We start from the raw sequence: 17,489 nt of genomic DNA on the forward strand, positions 1-17,489 counted from the left end.
TATTAAAAATTAAAAATTATAATATAAATGAAAACAGTTGTACACAAAGCAGATTCTAGAGGATTTGCAGATCATGATTGGTTACAGGCAAATCATTCTTTCAGTTTTGCAAATTTTCATGATCCAACGAAAATGCATTTTGGTGCCTTACGAGTGTTAAACGACGATGTTATTGCACCAAAAATGGGATTTGCCACACATCCTCATAATAACATGGAAATTATTACTATTCCATTAAAAGGCACACTTAAGCATAGGGATAATATTAGGCATAAAGAATGGCAGCAAGTATTACCTGGAGAAGTACAAATTATGTCTGCTGGTACTGGTGTAGAACATTCTGAAATTAATGGTTCGGAAAAAGAACATCTAAGTTTATTTCAAATATGGATTATACCAAATAAGCAGAATGTTGCTCCTAATTACGATCAACGTATTTTTAATTCTGAAGAAAGAAAAAATAAGCTACAAACAGTAGTATCTTCTATAGATAGTGAAGAAGAAGGTCTAAAAATACATCAAAATGCTAAAATATCTAGATTAGATTTGTCTAAAGGAAAGATTATAGATTATAATACTTTATCCGTAAATCACGGTGTTTATATTATGAACATTAGCGGAAGCATAGTAATAGATGATAAAAATATAGAATTAAGGGATGCTATTGGAGTTTCAGAAATAGAAAGTTTTTCAATAACAGCGAATAAAGATTCAGAATTAATTTTGATTGAAGTGCCAATGCACTAAACAGTAATATAAGGGATTAAAAGCATCATAATTAAAGTGCTTTTTTTATATAAATAAACGATATTTGCAATTCCCTTAAAATAAAATAATACAAATATGGCAATGAATAAAAATACTGTGTTAGCATGGGCTACCACAATAATGATAATAGTAGGTTTAGGATTAATAGGATTAGGAGCTTTTAGATATAATGAAGTTGCCGGTTGGGGATTTGCAGCTGTTGGAGTAGGCTTTTTTGCTATTGCATGGGTTTTTAATGCACTAAAAGGTAGAGTTTAAGCTCTTCTTATTCTAAATAAAATAAAAAAATCACATAAATCAATACACATAAATTATATGTCTGACGATAAAAAAATTATATTTTCAATGGCTGGCGTTACAAAAACGTTCAAGTCGGCAAACACACCAGTATTAAAAAATATCTATTTAAGTTTCTACTACGGAGCAAAAATTGGAATCTTAGGTCTTAATGGTTCGGGTAAATCTACTTTATTAAAAATTATTGCTGGAATAGATAAAAACTTCCAAGGAGATTTAACTTCAGATAAAGAATTTACAACAGGTTACTTAGAGCAAGAACCTCAATTAGATCCTGAAAAAACAGTTTTAGAAGTTGTAAAAGAAGGTGCTGCAGCTACAGTTGCAATACTTGAAGAGTACAACAAAATTAACGACATGTTTGGTTTAGAAGAAGTATATTCTGATGCAGACAAGATGGATAAATTAATGGCACGTCAAGCTGTTTTACAAGATGAGATTGATGCTGCTGGTGCTTGGGAATTAGATACTAAATTAGAAATTGCAATGGATGCGCTACGTACTCCAGAAGGAGATAAGAAAATTGGTGTACTTTCTGGTGGAGAAAAACGTCGTGTTGCTTTATGTCGTTTATTATTACAAGAACCAGATGTATTATTATTAGATGAGCCTACCAATCACTTGGATGCAGAATCTGTACATTGGTTAGAGATGCACTTAGCACAATATAAAGGAACTGTAATTGCTGTAACGCACGATAGATATTTCTTAGATAATATTGCAGGTTGGATTTTAGAATTAGATAGAGGTGTTGGTATTCCATGGGAAGGAAATTACTCTTCTTGGTTAGACCAAAAGTCTACACGTATGGCACAAGAGTCTAAAACGGCATCTAAGCGTCAAAAAACATTAGAACGTGAGTTAGAATGGGTTAAGCAAGGAGCAAAAGGAAGACAAACAAAGCAGAAAGCGCGTTTAAAGAATTACGATAAGTTAATGAGTCAAGATCAAAAACAACTTGACGAAAAACTAGAAATATACATTCCAAACGGACCACGTTTAGGAACTAATGTAATTGAAGCTTCAGGTGTAAGTAAAGCCTTCGGTGATAAATTACTTTACGAAGATTTAAATTTTAACTTGCCACAAGCAGGAATAGTAGGTGTTGTAGGACCAAACGGTGCTGGTAAAACCACTATTTTTAGAATGATAATGGGCGAAGAGAAGCCAGATAAAGGTGAATTTAAAGTTGGAGAAACTGCTAGAATTGCATACGTAGATCAAGCACATAGTAACATCGATTTAGATAAAACCATTTGGCAAAACTTTAGCGACGAGCAAGAATTAATAATGATGGGTGGAAAAGAAGTAAATTCAAGAGCCTATTTAAGTCGTTTTAATTTCTCTGGAAGCGAGCAAAACAAAAAAGTAAGTATGTTATCTGGTGGTGAGCGTAACCGTTTACACTTAGCGATGACGCTTAAAGAAGAAGGTAACGTGTTGCTTTTAGATGAGCCTACCAACGATTTAGATGTAAACACACTAAGAGCCTTAGAAGAAGGTTTAGAAAACTTCGCTGGTTGTGCAGTAGTTATTTCTCACGACAGATGGTTCTTAGATAGAATTTGTACGCACATTTTAGCATTCGAAGGAAACTCAGAAGTATACTTCTTTGAAGGAGGATATTCAGAATACGAAGAGAATAAGAAAAAACGTCTTGGTGGAGATTTAATGCCAAAACGTATTAAGTATAAAAAATTAGTTAGATAATAAGTTTAATATATTGTACAAAAAAAGCAGACTATTTAAGTCTGCTTTTTTTATGCTTTAATTTTATTTTTGATATAAATGGCCATCTGTAAAGTCAATGTACTTATCATCTTTATTTTGTTTACTAGTCATTTCTTTAAGTTTTTTATCTTGTTCTTCAAGAGCTTTTAAATCTTTAAAAAGTTTTATCTTTTGTTTTAAAAGTGGTACAATAAATAAAAGAATAAATACAGTAAAAATAACAATAGGTAATATTATACTAATCATGGCGGTTTGTAGTAATAATTTATTTGGGTGATAACAAATATAGTAAATATCTAATTACCTGTTACTTGCATTTGGGTACCAATCTAATTGTACAACCTCAATAGCTTTTGTTTCATTATTAACTATTTCTTTAAAAAGGGCTACATCACTAAGGCCTTCAGTACCACGGTAATGGTATGGGTAAACTTGTTTTGGTTTAAAAGATAATACAGCATTTGCAGCACTTTCAACAGTCATAGTATAAGGTAAATTCATGCAAACAAAAGCCTTATCTATATTTTTTAGTTTACGCATTTCTGGTATATCTTCAGTATCACCTGAAATATAAATACGTTCTTTTCCAAACGTTAAAACATATCCATTTCCTCTGCCTTTAGGATGAAACTTTAAGGCTTCTTCTCTTAAATTATACATAGGTACTGTTTCAACAGTAAAAATCTCATAATTTTCTTTACTTCCATTAACCATAGGATTTGTATTTAGTCTAAGTCCTTTAGGTAATAATTTATACACTGCTTCGGTTGCAATAATTTTAGCATTACTTAAATCTAGAGATTCAATAGTATTTAAATGAAAGTGGTCACTGTGAATATCTGTAATTAAAACAAAATCAGCTTTTGGTACAGCCTCAAAAGCATCTTTTCCACCAGTAGGATCTACGTAAATAGTTTTACCTTTATATTCTATTACCATGGTAGCATGCTCAATAGGTGTGATTTTAACTTCAGAAATTTTAGAATTATTAACTGTGTTAATAGTGTTTTTATCATTTTTACATGCTGAAACACATATAATTAATGCTATAATAAGGTAGTTTTTCATATTTATTTTAATTGATTTATTATTGGGTATAAAGATAATTTCTTTATTTCAGATAATATAATTGTAACATTTAAATAAAAGTTAATACATATAAGTAAGTAATTTGTTTCAGAAGTTAATTTTTTTTAACGAAATTGCTTAGCGAATTCATTTTGCTTTTTTCAAATTTAAAATGAATTTCAAAAAAAATGTACAACCTTAAAACCACACATAACCTATGTCTGATGATTTTGACTTATTAGAAACCAGTTCAAACGAGAAAACCGAAAAAGTAGATGTTAATTGGGGAAAAGCAATAGATACCATGAAATCTAAGCTTGCCCAAGAAGACGATCCAGAAAGTCGTCAGAAAATTCTAAACGCAACATTAGACAATGTTGTAGATATGGCAGAAAAAGACAGAACAACACTTTTAGATGCTATTAAGGATTTAACAGATTATCAAGATGAGGTTGGTATTCTTTTCGAGCGTTTTTCTTCGCTAAATGCCGAAGAACAAAAAATTATCGACGATGCTCAAAAAGCATTAGAGCGCGCTAAAATAGAATTAGAAGATGCTCAAAAAGTTCCAGACACATGGTGGAACAACCTTTGGGGACGCAAAAGCAAAATAGCAAAAGCAGAACAAGGTTTAAAAGACAAAGAAAAAGTACGTGCAGGAGCAGACAACAAAGCAAAAGCAATGTTTCAAGAGCGTATAGAAAGTGCCGATGTGCAAACATTATTAAGCGAACTTTCATATAAATCTCAAGCAGCAGTAACACGTTTAAAAAACCGTGAAGTAGAAATTAAGGAAGTAGAAGAGAAACTAAAAGACGCAATTGTAGAAGCTTCTAAAAACCATACAAAAGCTTTAGAGAAAAAGAAAGAAACAGAAGATAAGTTAGAAGCGCAATATGCTTTATTAAAGCAAGCGCGTCAAGCATTAGAAGATGTTTCAGATAAACAATCTGCAGACTATTCAGAAGCTTTATCTAAAGTTACAACATTAGAGCAAAAAGTAGAAGAATTAGAAGGTCTTAAAAATGCATATACAACACTTGCAGCATCAAAAGACAGTTTTGTACACAAGCATAATTTAACAATTAAGGTATTAACATCTTTACGTTCGAACCTACAAACGCACCGCGCAAAATTAAAGAGTGATACAGACGAGCGTCTTAAATATTACGATGGTTATGTTGTCGCTTTAAAAGCAAGAACGGATCAAGAATTTGCAGCTATTTTAGAACATTTAGGTGTAAAAACCGATGAGCATATTGGAGAGACTTTAGCATCTATGCATACGGCAAGTGCAAAAGCACGTCAAGAAATGATGGATAATATTCCAGTACACGAAAAAGTAATGCAAGGCGTTTATGGTAGTTATGCCGAAGCTTTACAAGAGATTAGAGCAAAAGATAGCGACATCCAAAAGAACTTTGCAGAGCGTTACGGTATCGACATGAAAGAAATGTTCGAAGACTTTTACGCAGCAGATGCAAACGCACCTTCAGGTGGAGGAGACGATGCTCCAGCACCAAAAAAAGAAGACTCTAGCGACGACGATTTATTAGGTTAAAATAATTTGGGCGTTTCCTACTTTTGCTTTTAAGGGCAAAAGTAGGTCAGGCTTTCCGCTATATCTTTTGCTAAAAATGCAAAAGGATGCCGCTTCAATCCTTAACGCGCCTACTCAAATAAATAGTAATGAGTAATAAAACTGAGAGTTTTTTTACTTATAATTCTTCACTTTTAACTTAAAAAATGTCATTAAACCACATAGTAACACCTCTAGATTCTGCTGTACTAGACAGTAAAGAACAATACGTGTTCTATCATAAAAAAGTAGATTTTGCTTTAAAAGAACTCATTACAAGTGTACAATTCAACAAATTGTGTACACCGCAAGAAATGACCTATTTTAAGCAATATTGCGATTTACTATTGTATTCCATAGAAGCCATGCGTGTAAAATACATGTACGACGACGAGGATAATATGAAAGTAGATGTAACCGAATCTGGTTTTCCTAATTATTTAGAGTTTCGTTATCTGTATAACGATTTATCATTACGAGATAATTACCTAAATAAGTTAAAAGATGTAAGTGAGTTGCAAGAAGAATTTCTAACGCAATTAATGCACAAAAAAGAGCCAATAAAACGCGATAAACTCTTTCAAGCAGCATCAATAGTATATTACACATCGGTAGAACAAAAATACATTTTCAACCGTTTTGTTCAAGGTAAAATAATTAATGCAGAAGCAGGAAGCCAAGCCCAGTATATGGTAAGTTGGAGTTTTTACGATGTGTCGTTAAATCGTCCATTTGTATGCTTTATGTATTTCTATTACGATGGTAAAAAATTAGAAAGTATAAAAGAAGAACTTTACGAGACATTAAAAAATGTAGCAGATAGAAAAATGGCACTGGATACTATGGCTTATGGAATAGACAGACGTTTAAAAGACGTTAGACCAAAGCACATAAAACGTATCGATTTAGGACCATTCCATAACGTTTTTGCAAAAGATGAAAATGTACTAACGCATAGTATTTTAGAAAGCATAGTTAAAAAAGAAGTGCCATTAGAATCTTACGCTTTATCCTTTAAAATTGACGAAGTATTCTCTGGCAGCGAATTTAAAGAAGGTGGTTATTTCTCTAAACAAACCTTGCAAAAATGGAGTGATATTGTCAATCAAAAATATGTATTTGCACCACACCGTATCATTCAATTATTATATAATAAGAATCCTGAAATTATGAACAAGCTGGCAAAACCACCTTTTCAAGTTGCAGATCTTAAAATGAATTTAAAAAAAACATGAAAAAACAAGTACTACTTATTACATTATTTTTTGCGTCATTTTTTTGCTTTTCTCAATCAACACCTAAAGAGATTGCTGAACTTTTTTTAAAGAATTTAAAGAAAGTGGAGCAACAGTAGCATTAGATAATTTATACAAACCGAATAAATGGATTAGTAAAAATACAGATGCAATTATTCAATTAAAAAGCCAAATGGCTGGATTGAATGAAGATTTTGTAGGTAAGCTTTATGGTCATGAATTAATGTTTGAAAAAAAACTAGCAGATAGCTATATATTATTTAGTTATATGGTTAAATACGACAGGCAACCAATACGTTTTACATTTCAATTTTACAAACCAAATACTGAATGGGTTATTTATAGTTTTAAGTATGATGGGAATATTAGTGAAGAAGTAGAAGAGGCTGCAAAACTTTACAACTTCAGGCTTTAGAAATATAAACTAAGAGGACTAAGAGTTAAATATTTAAATAAAATTAACAAATACAAGAGTAAACAAAACGTAATAAGCGCTGTTTACTAAGACTGCTTACTGAAGACTTAAAAAAATGGAACACAACTCAACTTTCCCAATAAAAAAGAACGAACTAAACATGCTTCGCGACGAAGCCAGTGGTTATCTTAAAAGCATACAATGGGAACAAGGCGCAAGAGCCAAGAATAAAGATAAAGATGCCAAAGACGAATCTATTTTATTGTATTTGTCTCGTGCTAATAATGGAAGTGGAGTAACAGATATTACTTCGGTTTCTAAAACCATATTAGCTTTAAAAAAGCGCTTATTACCAGATTCAATTGCTATTCCTGTACATTTAAATCAAACACTTTATGCAGTTCAAGAAGGTATCGCTTTAGGTATTTGGGTAAAAGATAGTTATTACGACGCTTCAGGTTTATCAAGCTTAAACGAGCGTAAAGCTGCTTTAGATTCTAATGGAAAGCGCGAATACGAAAGTAAAATGCATACCTCTACAGCATTTATGTTGTTTTCGATGGCTTATAATATTCTTCATAATTTAAAACCTTTAGCATCAGACGATTTATCTGTAATGAAACAGAAATTTGCCGGTTTGCCAGAAGTCTCTTTTATAACACCTTTAAAAGGTATTGCTTGTAGTTTATTTTATTACGATAAATATTTAGGACATCCAGATATTGTTAAAACAGATAAAGATGTAATCGATTTTACAGTTGTTTATTTTGAAGCTTTAATTGCTGAAATTCAACTACGTAAAAGTAGTCTAGAATATACAGAAACTATTGTAGATAGAACTTACAAACTAGAAAATAGCGAGTTTGCTATTTCAGGTTGGGATAATGTGTTTTCTGGTACAGCAAAAAGTATAGAATTTAATAAAATTCAGTTCGAGCAAATTGTAGGAAACAGAGATGCAAAGCACTTTGCAAGACGTTTAACAGAGCGTATGCTGAGTTACGATTTCGAGGCAAAAAAGAATCCGTTTCAAGAACTTGGAGGTTTCATGCCTGTGTTTATGGGTTATGGTATTCCAGGAACAGGAAAAAGTATGCTAATTGCTGCAATCGCAACACGATTAAAAGAACATGCAGATAATTTAGACATTCCGTTTTTATTCCATCCAATGCCAGATACTTTAATTAGCACCTTTCAAGGTGGAAGTGCCGAGAAAATGGTAGAATGGATGAAGCCTATGCAAGATCCTTCAAAATTAATTTTTGCACCAATAGATGATGCCGAAAACAATTTACAAGAAAGAACATCGCAAGGCGTATCGGCAGGTGTAAAAGAAGTTATAGGTGTTTTTCTGCGTTATACAGAAGGTGCTTATGCTGTAAATTATGGAAATAGTTCAATAGGATTATTTACCAATTTACCAGAAATGCTTGATAAAGCTGTAATCTCTCGTGTACAAGGTCGTTTTAAAATCGATGGTGCAAGATCGGAACACGATTTCTTAGATCAAGATCATTTATGGTGGAGAAAACTAGAGAAAACAATGCCAGAGTTTGTTAATATGGTAAGTCCTAAGGATTACGAATACCTAAAAGACCAAGGTTTGGCAAAAAATATGGGAGACATTTTAAATACTGTCGAAAAACCAAGTGAAGCTAGAGTTTTAGAAGCTTACGATAAAGCAGAGAAATTACATAATACAAATGATCACTTGTTTTATGCCGGTTTATATAAGGAGATTCAAAATATATTTCCATTTTTCTCTTCTAGAGATGTTAGAAACATTCAATCTGCAATTTCATTACGTTTAACAGATTTCGATTTAGAACAAGACTGGTTCGATAAACCTGAAATTTATTTCAAGCAGAATTACGAAACAAAATTTAATATGCTTCAAGAACTAATGAAGCAAAACATGAAAGGTTTAAACTTTTCAGATATAAGAAAACAAGAAGTTGTTCGCTATCTAGATAACGTTGCAACCATTGCAGATACCGATTTTAAACGCAAAGTAGATGCAAGAGTAAACCAAATGAATATAGACTTAAAAGCAAGAGAAAGCTTTGGAAAATAGAATAAAAAATAGAGTCAGTAAAACAGTTCACAAAGGTTGGGCAACTTTAAGCGAAATAACTTTCGATTATAAGATGACAACTGGTAATTGGGTGAGTAAAAAAAGAGAGTCGTATAATAGAGGAGACGGTGCTACAATTCTATTGTATAATAAAGAAAAACAAACTGTAATTTTGGTAAAGCAGTTTAGAATTTCGGCTTTTTTAAACGAAGATAAAACTGGATTTATAATAGAAACTTGTGCAGGGATGCTAGATAAAGACGATCCTAAAACATGCGTTATTAGAGAAGTCGAAGAGGAAACAGGTTACAGGTTAAAAGAAGTTAAAAAGATAATGGAAGCTTATTCTTCACCTGGAGCTTTAACCGAAAAGTTATATTATTTTGTTGGGGAATATTCCGAAGGAATGAAAGTTAGTGAAGGTGGCGGACTTGAAAGTGAGAAAGAAGATATTGAAATTTTAGAAATGCCATTTAAAAAGGCATTGCACAAAATTGAAACAGGAGAAATTAATGATGCAAAAACCATAATATTATTACAATACGCACAGATTAATAATCTAGTATAATTAATATTCTCAGTTTAGGGACTAAGAATCTCAATGAAATTAAATTAAAGATTACCGCTTTTGCGGAAACAAAATGCAAAAACTAAAACAAGCAAATTTATACAGAAGCGAACTTATTCCTATAAGTGGCAAACTAGTAGAGCGTTATAATAAATGTTTGGTAAAACTTGGTTTTATGCCAACCAAATTAACTTCGTTTTCTATAGATGGAATAGGTTGGAGCCCAGAAATTGCTGAAGAAAAAAAGAACTTACATTACTTAAATAATGGCGAGGCAAATCCGCATGCCATTATCATTTCACCTTTACAAAAAGGGAAACCTGTTTATGTGCCGTTTCATACGTTCGATCGTGAAATGATGCAACAGGTGTTTAAAACTCACGAAGCAAAAATTAATAATATTACTCGAGACAGTGCTATTTGTATTGATTTCGATCAAAATATTGATGCCTTTTACGAGCCTTTAGACGTTTTAAAATACAATGTTGTAAATATCAATTTTCATTTAATTGATAATTTAGATCGTGTTAAAAAAGAACAATTAAAGCTTATTCATAAATTTAAGCAAGGCAATAATTTTATAGATGAAACTATTCATGCCGAATTACTTGAATCGGCTAAAAAATATGGAGATTTAAGACATCGAGATTTAGATTTGCATGAGGTTCAGTTTACTACAAGTTCTTTTTTCACAAAAGCCTTTGGAGGTGTTTATGTCCTTAGAGATTTTATTAAAGAAATAGTAGTTTTCGAAGATGAAAAATGGCATAAAGAGGCCATAAAAGACACCACTCACGATGTGTTGATTTATCATATTTCGCAACCAGAATTAATGGATAAATTAAGAGATCATGTTATTATTGAGTGCGATCTTGAATCGATAGTTAAAACAGAACGTTACGAGCGTATTAAAAAGTTTGTTTTTGCCGAGACGATTAAAGAGTCGCAACATTCAATTAAAGCTATTTTAAATGATAATGTTTTAACTAAAAGTTATTTAAATAAACTGTCTATTGAAGATAGAAAACTAGTAATGGGTGTAGAGCGTTATCTCGAAAAACTTGAGGTTAGCAACGAGTTTAAAATTGCAGATATAATAGATTTAAAATTCTATGAAGCTTTACATAAACCACATTCATCATTAGATACAAAACATCAAGATTTAATTTGGAAGCTATTAATTAACGTTTCTGCTAAAGATGTTTTATTTTTATATTGGTACGATAAGGAACAGTTTTATAAAACTTATACTACTTGGGATGATGCTTTAAAAGAGTGGGTAATTCAAGAAATTAGTAACAATATTTAATGATTAGTTACAGATAGGTTGGAAGTTTTAAGCACGAAGCTTGAAGTTTCCTTACTCTAATTAAAATAAATGTAGATGAAATTTAAGTTTGAAGGTTTAATTATTTGGCAAAGAGGAATGGATTTAGGAGAAGAGATGAACATTCTATCGAAAACATTTCCTAAAGACGAACTTTATAATTTGTCCTCACAACTAAAGCGGGCAACAGACTCTATAGCATTAAATATTTCTGAAGGCTCTATTTTGCAATCTGGAAAGGAATATCGAAAATTTTTAGGATATTCCATTCGTTCTTTAGCTGAAGTTGTAACTTGTTTGCATAAAGCCAATCGAAGGAATTATGTAACTAAAGAAAAGTTTAATATATACTATAATGATTGTTTTAATTTAATGAATATGATGATAGCTTTTAGAAATAAAATTAAAGATTAATAACCAGTAAGAGTAAGAAACTTCCAACTTCCAACTTCCAACTTCAAACTTCAAACTTCTAACTTATGACATTCGAAATAATAATATTTATCGCCTCAATTCTTTTCGGAATTGTATTGTATTGGAGAGAATCTAAATCTAATAAAGTATATAGTTTCTTTAATAAACTATTTTATTCCGAAGAGCTTCAAATGAAACCAGGAAGTAAAAAAGGCTTTCTATACCAACAGTCTTTTTTAATGCGCTTGGTTTATATTGGTGTTTTGTTTTTATTAGGAATAGTAATACTTCGATTTATTATACCAATAGATGTTTATACCATTCAATTATTTATAGCAAGTATTTCGGGTACTTTAGTAGGAACGTATTTGGCTAATTTTGTATTTAAATCGTCTGAAGTTATAGACGAGCAAAGCGACTCTTTTGTAGACGTTGTAAAAGATACAGTAGAAAAAGGAAAAGATTTTATTAAAGATCTAGAAACAAAAGATACTGAAGCTATACAGGAAGCAAAAAAAGAAATTAAAGAACCAGACGCTCCAAAAAAGAGTGCAAGGCAGCGTTTAAAAGATAAAGGACATTTGTAATGTCTAATATTCCGCACTTAATGCGGAATCAGAATAAAACATAGAATTAACTAAATACATTCCTGTTTTCGCAGGAAAAGATTATGATAAAAAACTACTGGAATAAAGGCGGAAAGCAAAAGCGAATAGTCATCATTTTAAGTCTAATAATAATTGGTTTATTATTCTTTATGCGTGACGATTACCAACCAGCGTTGCTATTTGTTAGAAAATTTATATTCATAATATTACTTTGCGCATTGGTATTATTCTTTGGACTAAGAGCCTTTAGAAAACAAGCCTCTACCGGAAAACGTATTTTTATGTTAGCTATTATGGGTGTGTTTTTTGGAGCTTTATACTTTGTGGGATGGAAAATGGAATTATACGATTACATGAAAACGTATAATGTTTTTAACGATTTAAATAAAGTTAATATTTCTGAATTACCATTAACGCAAAACGAACGTATTCAGCCATTAAAAAATATCCATTCTATGGGAAATGAAAGTGTTGGTGAAACTAAAGACGTTTCACTACCTCACTTGGTTAGAATAGATGGAGAAAATAAATGGACCATGGCAATCCAGCCTACAGAAAAGTACTACTGGCAAGGTATGCGAGATAACACAGAAGAAGTGTTTTCTGTATCGAGTACAACACCTTTTCCGCGCTTTTCTAGTGAAAATAGAATTCCAGTAACATTTGCTATTGGCGAGTCGTTAAAATTTAGTAGAAACACTTACAATGCGGTTGTACAGCGTTTTAATCCTTGGATGCTTGTTAATTACGAACCAAGTGATACGTTTTACATGAAAAACGACACAGGCCAATGGGTAGAAGTTGTAAGTTTAATAAAATGGAAAGGTTTCTTTTTTCCTTATCCATCTTTTGGAGGTGTTATGGTGATTGAAAATGGTGAACACGATACTAGCGATTATTTTGAACGTATTACCATAGGAAAAGGAGAATATATCGCTCCAGATGAAATGAAAAATTTTCCGTTTTTAACAAGACAAAATACTTTAGCAGAAAAAATATCACGTTTACAGGCAGAATCTTTAAAGTTCTTAGGAGGATTTAGTGATCCGTTACCTTGGAATATGGAAACAGCAGTTAAGATTCCAGATTTAGCAGACGATCAAAATCAGCAACCATTTGTAACCGATTTTAATTTTGAAGATACTAAAGTAGGTGCATACAGTGGTTTATACCATTGGTTTGGTTTAGAACCGGTAGGAGATGAGCGCACAAGTTTAACCTACAGTGTTTTTGTACCTGCAGATGGTACCGATAAGTTGTATTATTACGACCATGCAGCTAAAAAGCAAGGTTATGCAGGAGTTTCGGCAATGCCTTTAAAAGTAATAGAATCTCGTAAAGAGTTTGATTGGTCTGTAAATAAACCAGTGGAATTTAGACCTTATATTAAAGATATAGCAGGACGTAGAAGATTATTTTTCTTAGGAACTATAGCTGCTATTAGAGAAGGTTCAGATGCTTTTGATGGTTCTGCAACTCCAGATTTAGCTATAATTGATAGCGAATATCGTGATGTGGTTTGGATAGATGTTAAACATCCAAGTGGTTGGGAAAAAGAAATTTATAACCAATTAGGAGAAGCTTGGCGTTCTAGCGAAGGTATTGGTGAATATTTTGTTGAAGACACAAAAATTATTGATGTTGTTGGAGATAGTATTCCCGACTTTAAAGTTGATCCATTAGTAGTTGAGGGAGAGATTGAAGAATCTGTAGAATCTTTACAACGTAAAGTAGATTCTATAAAAAACGTTAATAAATCTGAGGAAATTAAACGCTTAAAAAGAGAGCTAGATTCTTTAAAGAACTTGAATTAAAATTTAATAGTTAAGATTAACAAAAAATTAACTAATTTCGCAGTCGCTATTAACTATTAATCATACCCAAATTATTATTATTATGAAACAAATTTACGTCCTTACATCAGTATTGATGCTTTTTACTATGTCTTTAATTGCTCAAACTACTGTTGTTACAACAGGTGTTGCTGATCCATACAGGTTAGAGCTTTCAGGAAACAATTTATACATTTCAGAATTTAACAATGGAGTAATCTCTGTTTTAAATATTAATCTTTCATTACCAACAACTAAGTCAAGTGTTATTTCTGGATTAAATCTACCTATGGGAATAGCTATTAAAGATGATTTTATTTATATAGCCGAATCTGGCGCAAATAAAATTTCAAAGTTTGATACTACTTCATCTTCTCCTGTAGCAATAGATGTTGTTACTGGATTAAGTCAGCCATCTGGTTTAGTATTTGTTGGAAACGATTTATATTTTACAGAATTGGCAGCAAATAAAATTTCTAAAATAGATGTAACTGTGGCTTCACCAACAGTAACCGTAATTAAAACAGGTCTTTCTTATCCGTATGATATAGAGAATGTTGGAACAGAGTTATTTGTTGTAGAATCTAATGCAGGTAAAGTGTCTAAAATAGATATTTCTACTACAGCGTATACAAAAACGGATGTAGTTACAGGTTTAAGTTATCCAGTAGCTTTGGCTTTAAATGGAACCGATTTACATATTGCTGAGTATACTGCAAGTAAAGTATCTAAAATAGATGTTACTAACCCAACGCCAGTAGCTACAGATGTTGTGAGTTCATTATTAGCACCAATTGGTTTAGTTGCTAATATGGGTAGTCTTTTTATTGCTGAATTTGATGGTAATAGAATTTCAAAATTTGATTTTCCTACTTTATCTACAAGCAGTTTTAATTTACTACCAGATTTTAAAGTTTATCCTAATCCTTCAAGAGATTTTATTAGTATTTCAGGATTAAAATCGACTGAAAACTATACTATTTATAATAGTTTAGGAGCAGAGATAATGAAAGGAAATATTTCTGAAAATCAGAAAATTGATATTCAAAACTTAAGTAATGACTTGTACTTTTTAAGTTTAAATAATGGAAACTCTTTTAAGTTTTTAAAGCAATAACGTATAAATAAATTATAAATTAAAAAGCACTAAAGTTCTCTTTAGTGCTTTTTTTTGTAACTAATATTAGTAAAAACAGACCTATATATAAAGCAATATTATGGCTGGTTACATGGGTTTTGGTATGCAAAGTTGGATCTATAAGAGAAAACTAAGAAAGCCTTTTTCTAAACGCGGAAAAGTGCCAACACATTCATCATTGCCATTATATTCCAGAGTATTTAAATTACAACGTTCTGTAAAGAAGAATAAAAAACAAAATGCAGTATTAACTTTACTCATTATATTCTCGCTACTCATTTTAGGAGTTCTTACTTTTAGTAATATTTTTAAATATGAAAAGCAACACAAAGAGTTTGTAAGTGAAATGAAGGATATTAAAAATCAAGAAGCATTTATATTCTTACTAAATTCTGGAAAAGAAAGGTTGAATGCTAATAATTTTTCAGGAGCTTATTCTGAGTTTGTTTTGGCTTATACTATTAATTCTCAAAATGAAGAAGTAGTAAGATTGTTAGAAGAAACTTCTAGTGTTTTATGTAAAACGGATAAAAAGTACTGCAATACAAGTGAGTTATAAACTTATAGTTTATTTAAAAAATATTCCATCTTAATATCACAACGTTTGTAAGGACAATTATCTTCTACTTCAATTTCTACAAAGCCAAATTTTCTATATAAATAAATAGCATTTTCGAGTTTTCTACTAGAATAGAGTAGTAGTCTATTAAATTGTTCTGTTTTTGCATAAGTAATACAATGATCTAACAATTGCTGACCAATTTTTAATCCTCTATGTTCTGGAGAAACAGCCATTTTAGTTAACTCGAAAGCGTCTTGTTTAGGTAGTGGCATTAAAGCATAAGTACCAACTATAGTGTTATCTATTTTAGCAAAAAAAACTGAACCTCCTTTGTCTATAATATATTTATCTGGGTTGGATAGTACTTCTCTATCAAATGGTTCTACTTCGAAAAAAGCTTCTAACCATTCTATATTTAAATTGTAGAAGTCTTTTGAGTATTTGCTATCGAAAGGAGTAATATCTAAGGTCATTTTAAGAGAAATAAGAATTGGTAATTAATAACATTACTATTGTAAATAAGGATACTAATAAGGTGAAAATGTATGTAGATTGCTTTTGGTTTTTCTTTCTTAAGTTATCTATTAATGCCCAAATAGGTAGTGAAACTAAAGCAAGAAGAGCAGGAATTGTTAATAATTCTCCAATGACTCTAATGAATTGTAATTCTACTTTAGTAAAATAAACAAAAAGGATAAGACAGAAATAAATAAGTACTACAATGGTAGCAATAAGCCTGTTTTTTTCTAATTTAAGTCTGCTTTTCATAATTAATTATTATTTGCTCTTATAAAATCTGTTATTAAATAAGTAATTAGTTTACCTACTTGTGTCGCCGTTTTTTTAGTTGGTGCGGCTTCACAAATGTGAAGGTATTGAGCGGCAGGATTACTTCCAAAATAGTGAACAAATTGCCTGGCTTTATTTACCGAAAAACCAGAAGGTGTTTGCGCACTACTAGGCACATTTGCTATGGCATCGCAATCTATTTCTATACCAAAAGTATCTTTAGAAACGTATCGTAATGCTTCCTTCATTTCGTCTTTAAATTTTAAGCTGTTTTCAATTTCAATAGCTTCAAATGTATTGTATCTAATACTGTTGTTAGCATTTAATGCATCGTCTAAAATAGTTTGAGAGGTGTAGTTTTTATGTACTCCGAAGATAAAATAACGATTAAGGAATCCTTCCGCGTAAGCGTAACTAAAACCATTACCACTATGTCTCCCTTCTAGCGCTCTAAAGTCTGTATGCGCATCGAAATTTACAACGTTTATTTTCTTGTTTAACGCTAGCGAAGTCCCTTTAATATTGCCATAAGCATTGTTGTGACCGCCTCCAATAATAATTGGAATTTTGCCAGCTTTTACTATATTGTAAATAAGATTACTAACTTCTTTATCTATTTCGGCTACTAAAGCTCTGGCTTTTTTAACGTGTTTTATATTGCTTTGATCCCATTTAGAAAGTTGTTCTTGCTCTTGAGTAAAGTCTAAATGGCCTAAAACACACAATTGTTTGGGATTATTAAGAGTGCTACTTTGTGTATTTAACAAAATTTTAATTGTAGCATCCCAGGCGTTACAAGTACCTGGTTTACCGTAGTTTGCGAAAACGCCAACATCTTCTGGTAAACCGACTAATACATACTTGACGTCTAAATTTACTAAGTCGTCGTATATGTTTGTAATTGATGGAAGTACAGTTATTTGCTCTCCAAATTTAGATTCGCCAGATCGTGTTACAACACTATCTTCAATTTTAGATTTGGTCATTAAAACAAGTTTACTCATAACGATAGATGCGTTTAAAAGATTAAAATTAATGTTTTATAAAGTAAATACGACGTATT

General features: G+C 31.4%; 19 protein-coding genes. 14 read left to right on the top strand and 5 right to left on the bottom strand.

Annotation, left to right across the window (positions count from 1 at the left end; translation table 11 throughout):
• Positions 1-27 precede the first annotated feature (27 nt).
• From Q0935_RS00350 to ettA, 3 genes are all read left to right on the top strand, one after another.
• Positions 28-747 carry a pirin family protein gene (locus tag Q0935_RS00350; RefSeq protein ID WP_299381377.1) on the top strand — a complete coding sequence of 240 codons (720 nt, stop codon included), beginning with the start codon at positions 28-30 and terminating at the stop codon, positions 745-747.
• Positions 748-849: 102 nt separating this feature from the next.
• Positions 850-1,026: a CAL67264 family membrane protein gene (locus Q0935_RS00355; RefSeq protein ID WP_164483829.1), complete on the top strand. Its 177-nt coding sequence runs from the start codon at positions 850-852 to the stop codon at positions 1,024-1,026.
• A gap of 57 nt (positions 1,027-1,083) precedes the next feature.
• Positions 1,084-2,775: an energy-dependent translational throttle protein EttA gene (ettA, locus tag Q0935_RS00360; protein ID WP_299248426.1), complete on the top strand. Its 1,692-nt coding sequence runs from the start codon at positions 1,084-1,086 to the stop codon at positions 2,773-2,775.
• A gap of 63 nt (positions 2,776-2,838) precedes the next feature.
• Here the strand turns inward: ettA and Q0935_RS00365 are convergent, their stop codons facing one another.
• The gene (locus Q0935_RS00365) at positions 2,839-3,042 is read right to left on the bottom strand and encodes a hypothetical protein (protein ID WP_299248424.1); all 204 of its coding nucleotides are present in this window, start codon (positions 3,040-3,042) and stop codon (positions 2,839-2,841) included.
• 54 nt (positions 3,043-3,096) lie between these two features.
• Positions 3,097-3,864 carry an MBL fold metallo-hydrolase gene (locus Q0935_RS00370; protein ID WP_299248421.1) on the bottom strand — a complete coding sequence of 256 codons (768 nt, stop codon included), beginning with the start codon at positions 3,862-3,864 and terminating at the stop codon, positions 3,097-3,099.
• A gap of 217 nt (positions 3,865-4,081) precedes the next feature.
• Between Q0935_RS00370 and Q0935_RS00375 the strand changes: the two genes are divergently transcribed.
• The 11 genes from Q0935_RS00375 to Q0935_RS00425 all read left to right on the top strand — a co-directional run bounded on the left by Q0935_RS00375 (position 4,082) and on the right by Q0935_RS00425 (position 15,634).
• On the top strand, positions 4,082-5,425 hold the full coding sequence (locus tag Q0935_RS00375; protein ID WP_299248419.1) for a microtubule-binding protein: 1,344 nt from the start codon (positions 4,082-4,084) through the stop codon (positions 5,423-5,425).
• 185 nt (positions 5,426-5,610) lie between these two features.
• Complete coding sequence (locus tag Q0935_RS00380; RefSeq protein ID WP_299381380.1) at positions 5,611-6,678, top strand: hypothetical protein; 1,068 nt, start codon at positions 5,611-5,613, stop codon at positions 6,676-6,678.
• Between the two features lie 193 nt (positions 6,679-6,871).
• Complete coding sequence (locus Q0935_RS00385) at positions 6,872-7,114, top strand: hypothetical protein (RefSeq protein WP_299381383.1); 243 nt, start codon at positions 6,872-6,874, stop codon at positions 7,112-7,114.
• Between the two features lie 115 nt (positions 7,115-7,229).
• The gene (locus tag Q0935_RS00390) at positions 7,230-9,188 is read left to right on the top strand and encodes an AAA family ATPase (RefSeq protein WP_299381385.1); all 1,959 of its coding nucleotides are present in this window, start codon (positions 7,230-7,232) and stop codon (positions 9,186-9,188) included.
• Positions 9,178-9,756, top strand: coding sequence for an NUDIX domain-containing protein (locus Q0935_RS00395; protein WP_299381388.1), 579 nt, complete (start codon positions 9,178-9,180; stop codon positions 9,754-9,756). Before Q0935_RS00390 ends, Q0935_RS00395 begins: the two co-directional genes overlap by 11 nt.
• A 73-nt stretch (positions 9,757-9,829) precedes the next feature.
• Entirely contained in the window at positions 9,830-11,065 is a 1,236-nt protein-coding gene (locus Q0935_RS00400) for a DUF6638 family protein (protein ID WP_299381391.1), read from the top strand.
• A gap of 75 nt (positions 11,066-11,140) precedes the next feature.
• Positions 11,141-11,497 (top strand): four helix bundle protein, encoded by a 357-nt coding sequence (locus Q0935_RS00405; RefSeq protein ID WP_299248406.1) that lies wholly within the window; start codon positions 11,141-11,143, stop codon positions 11,495-11,497.
• 65 nt (positions 11,498-11,562) lie between these two features.
• Entirely contained in the window at positions 11,563-12,084 is a 522-nt protein-coding gene (locus Q0935_RS00410; protein WP_299381394.1) for a hypothetical protein, read from the top strand.
• An 83-nt stretch (positions 12,085-12,167) separates the two neighbouring features.
• Entirely contained in the window at positions 12,168-13,919 is a 1,752-nt protein-coding gene (locus tag Q0935_RS00415; RefSeq protein WP_299381397.1) for a bZIP transcription factor, read from the top strand.
• Between the two features lie 82 nt (positions 13,920-14,001).
• Positions 14,002-15,054 (top strand): T9SS type A sorting domain-containing protein, encoded by a 1,053-nt coding sequence (locus Q0935_RS00420; RefSeq protein WP_299381399.1) that lies wholly within the window; start codon positions 14,002-14,004, stop codon positions 15,052-15,054.
• Between the two features lie 100 nt (positions 15,055-15,154).
• Positions 15,155-15,634 carry a hypothetical protein gene (locus Q0935_RS00425; protein ID WP_299381402.1) on the top strand — a complete coding sequence of 160 codons (480 nt, stop codon included), beginning with the start codon at positions 15,155-15,157 and terminating at the stop codon, positions 15,632-15,634.
• A 2-nt stretch (positions 15,635-15,636) separates the two neighbouring features.
• Here the strand turns inward: Q0935_RS00425 and Q0935_RS00430 are convergent, their stop codons facing one another.
• From Q0935_RS00430 to Q0935_RS00440, 3 genes are read right to left on the bottom strand one after another with little or no spacing between them, the layout of a single operon-like run.
• Positions 15,637-16,110 carry a GNAT family N-acetyltransferase gene (locus Q0935_RS00430; RefSeq protein WP_299381404.1) on the bottom strand — a complete coding sequence of 158 codons (474 nt, stop codon included), beginning with the start codon at positions 16,108-16,110 and terminating at the stop codon, positions 15,637-15,639.
• A gap of 1 nt (position 16,111) precedes the next feature.
• Entirely contained in the window at positions 16,112-16,405 is a 294-nt protein-coding gene (locus Q0935_RS00435) for a hypothetical protein (protein WP_299248389.1), read from the bottom strand.
• A gap of 2 nt (positions 16,406-16,407) precedes the next feature.
• Positions 16,408-17,430, bottom strand: coding sequence for a formimidoylglutamase (locus Q0935_RS00440; RefSeq protein ID WP_299381407.1), 1,023 nt, complete (start codon positions 17,428-17,430; stop codon positions 16,408-16,410).
• Between the last annotated feature and the right edge of the window lie 59 nt (positions 17,431-17,489).

This window comes from uncultured Lacinutrix sp., assembly GCF_947500605.1.
Classification (GTDB): domain Bacteria; phylum Bacteroidota; class Bacteroidia; order Flavobacteriales; family Flavobacteriaceae; genus Lacinutrix.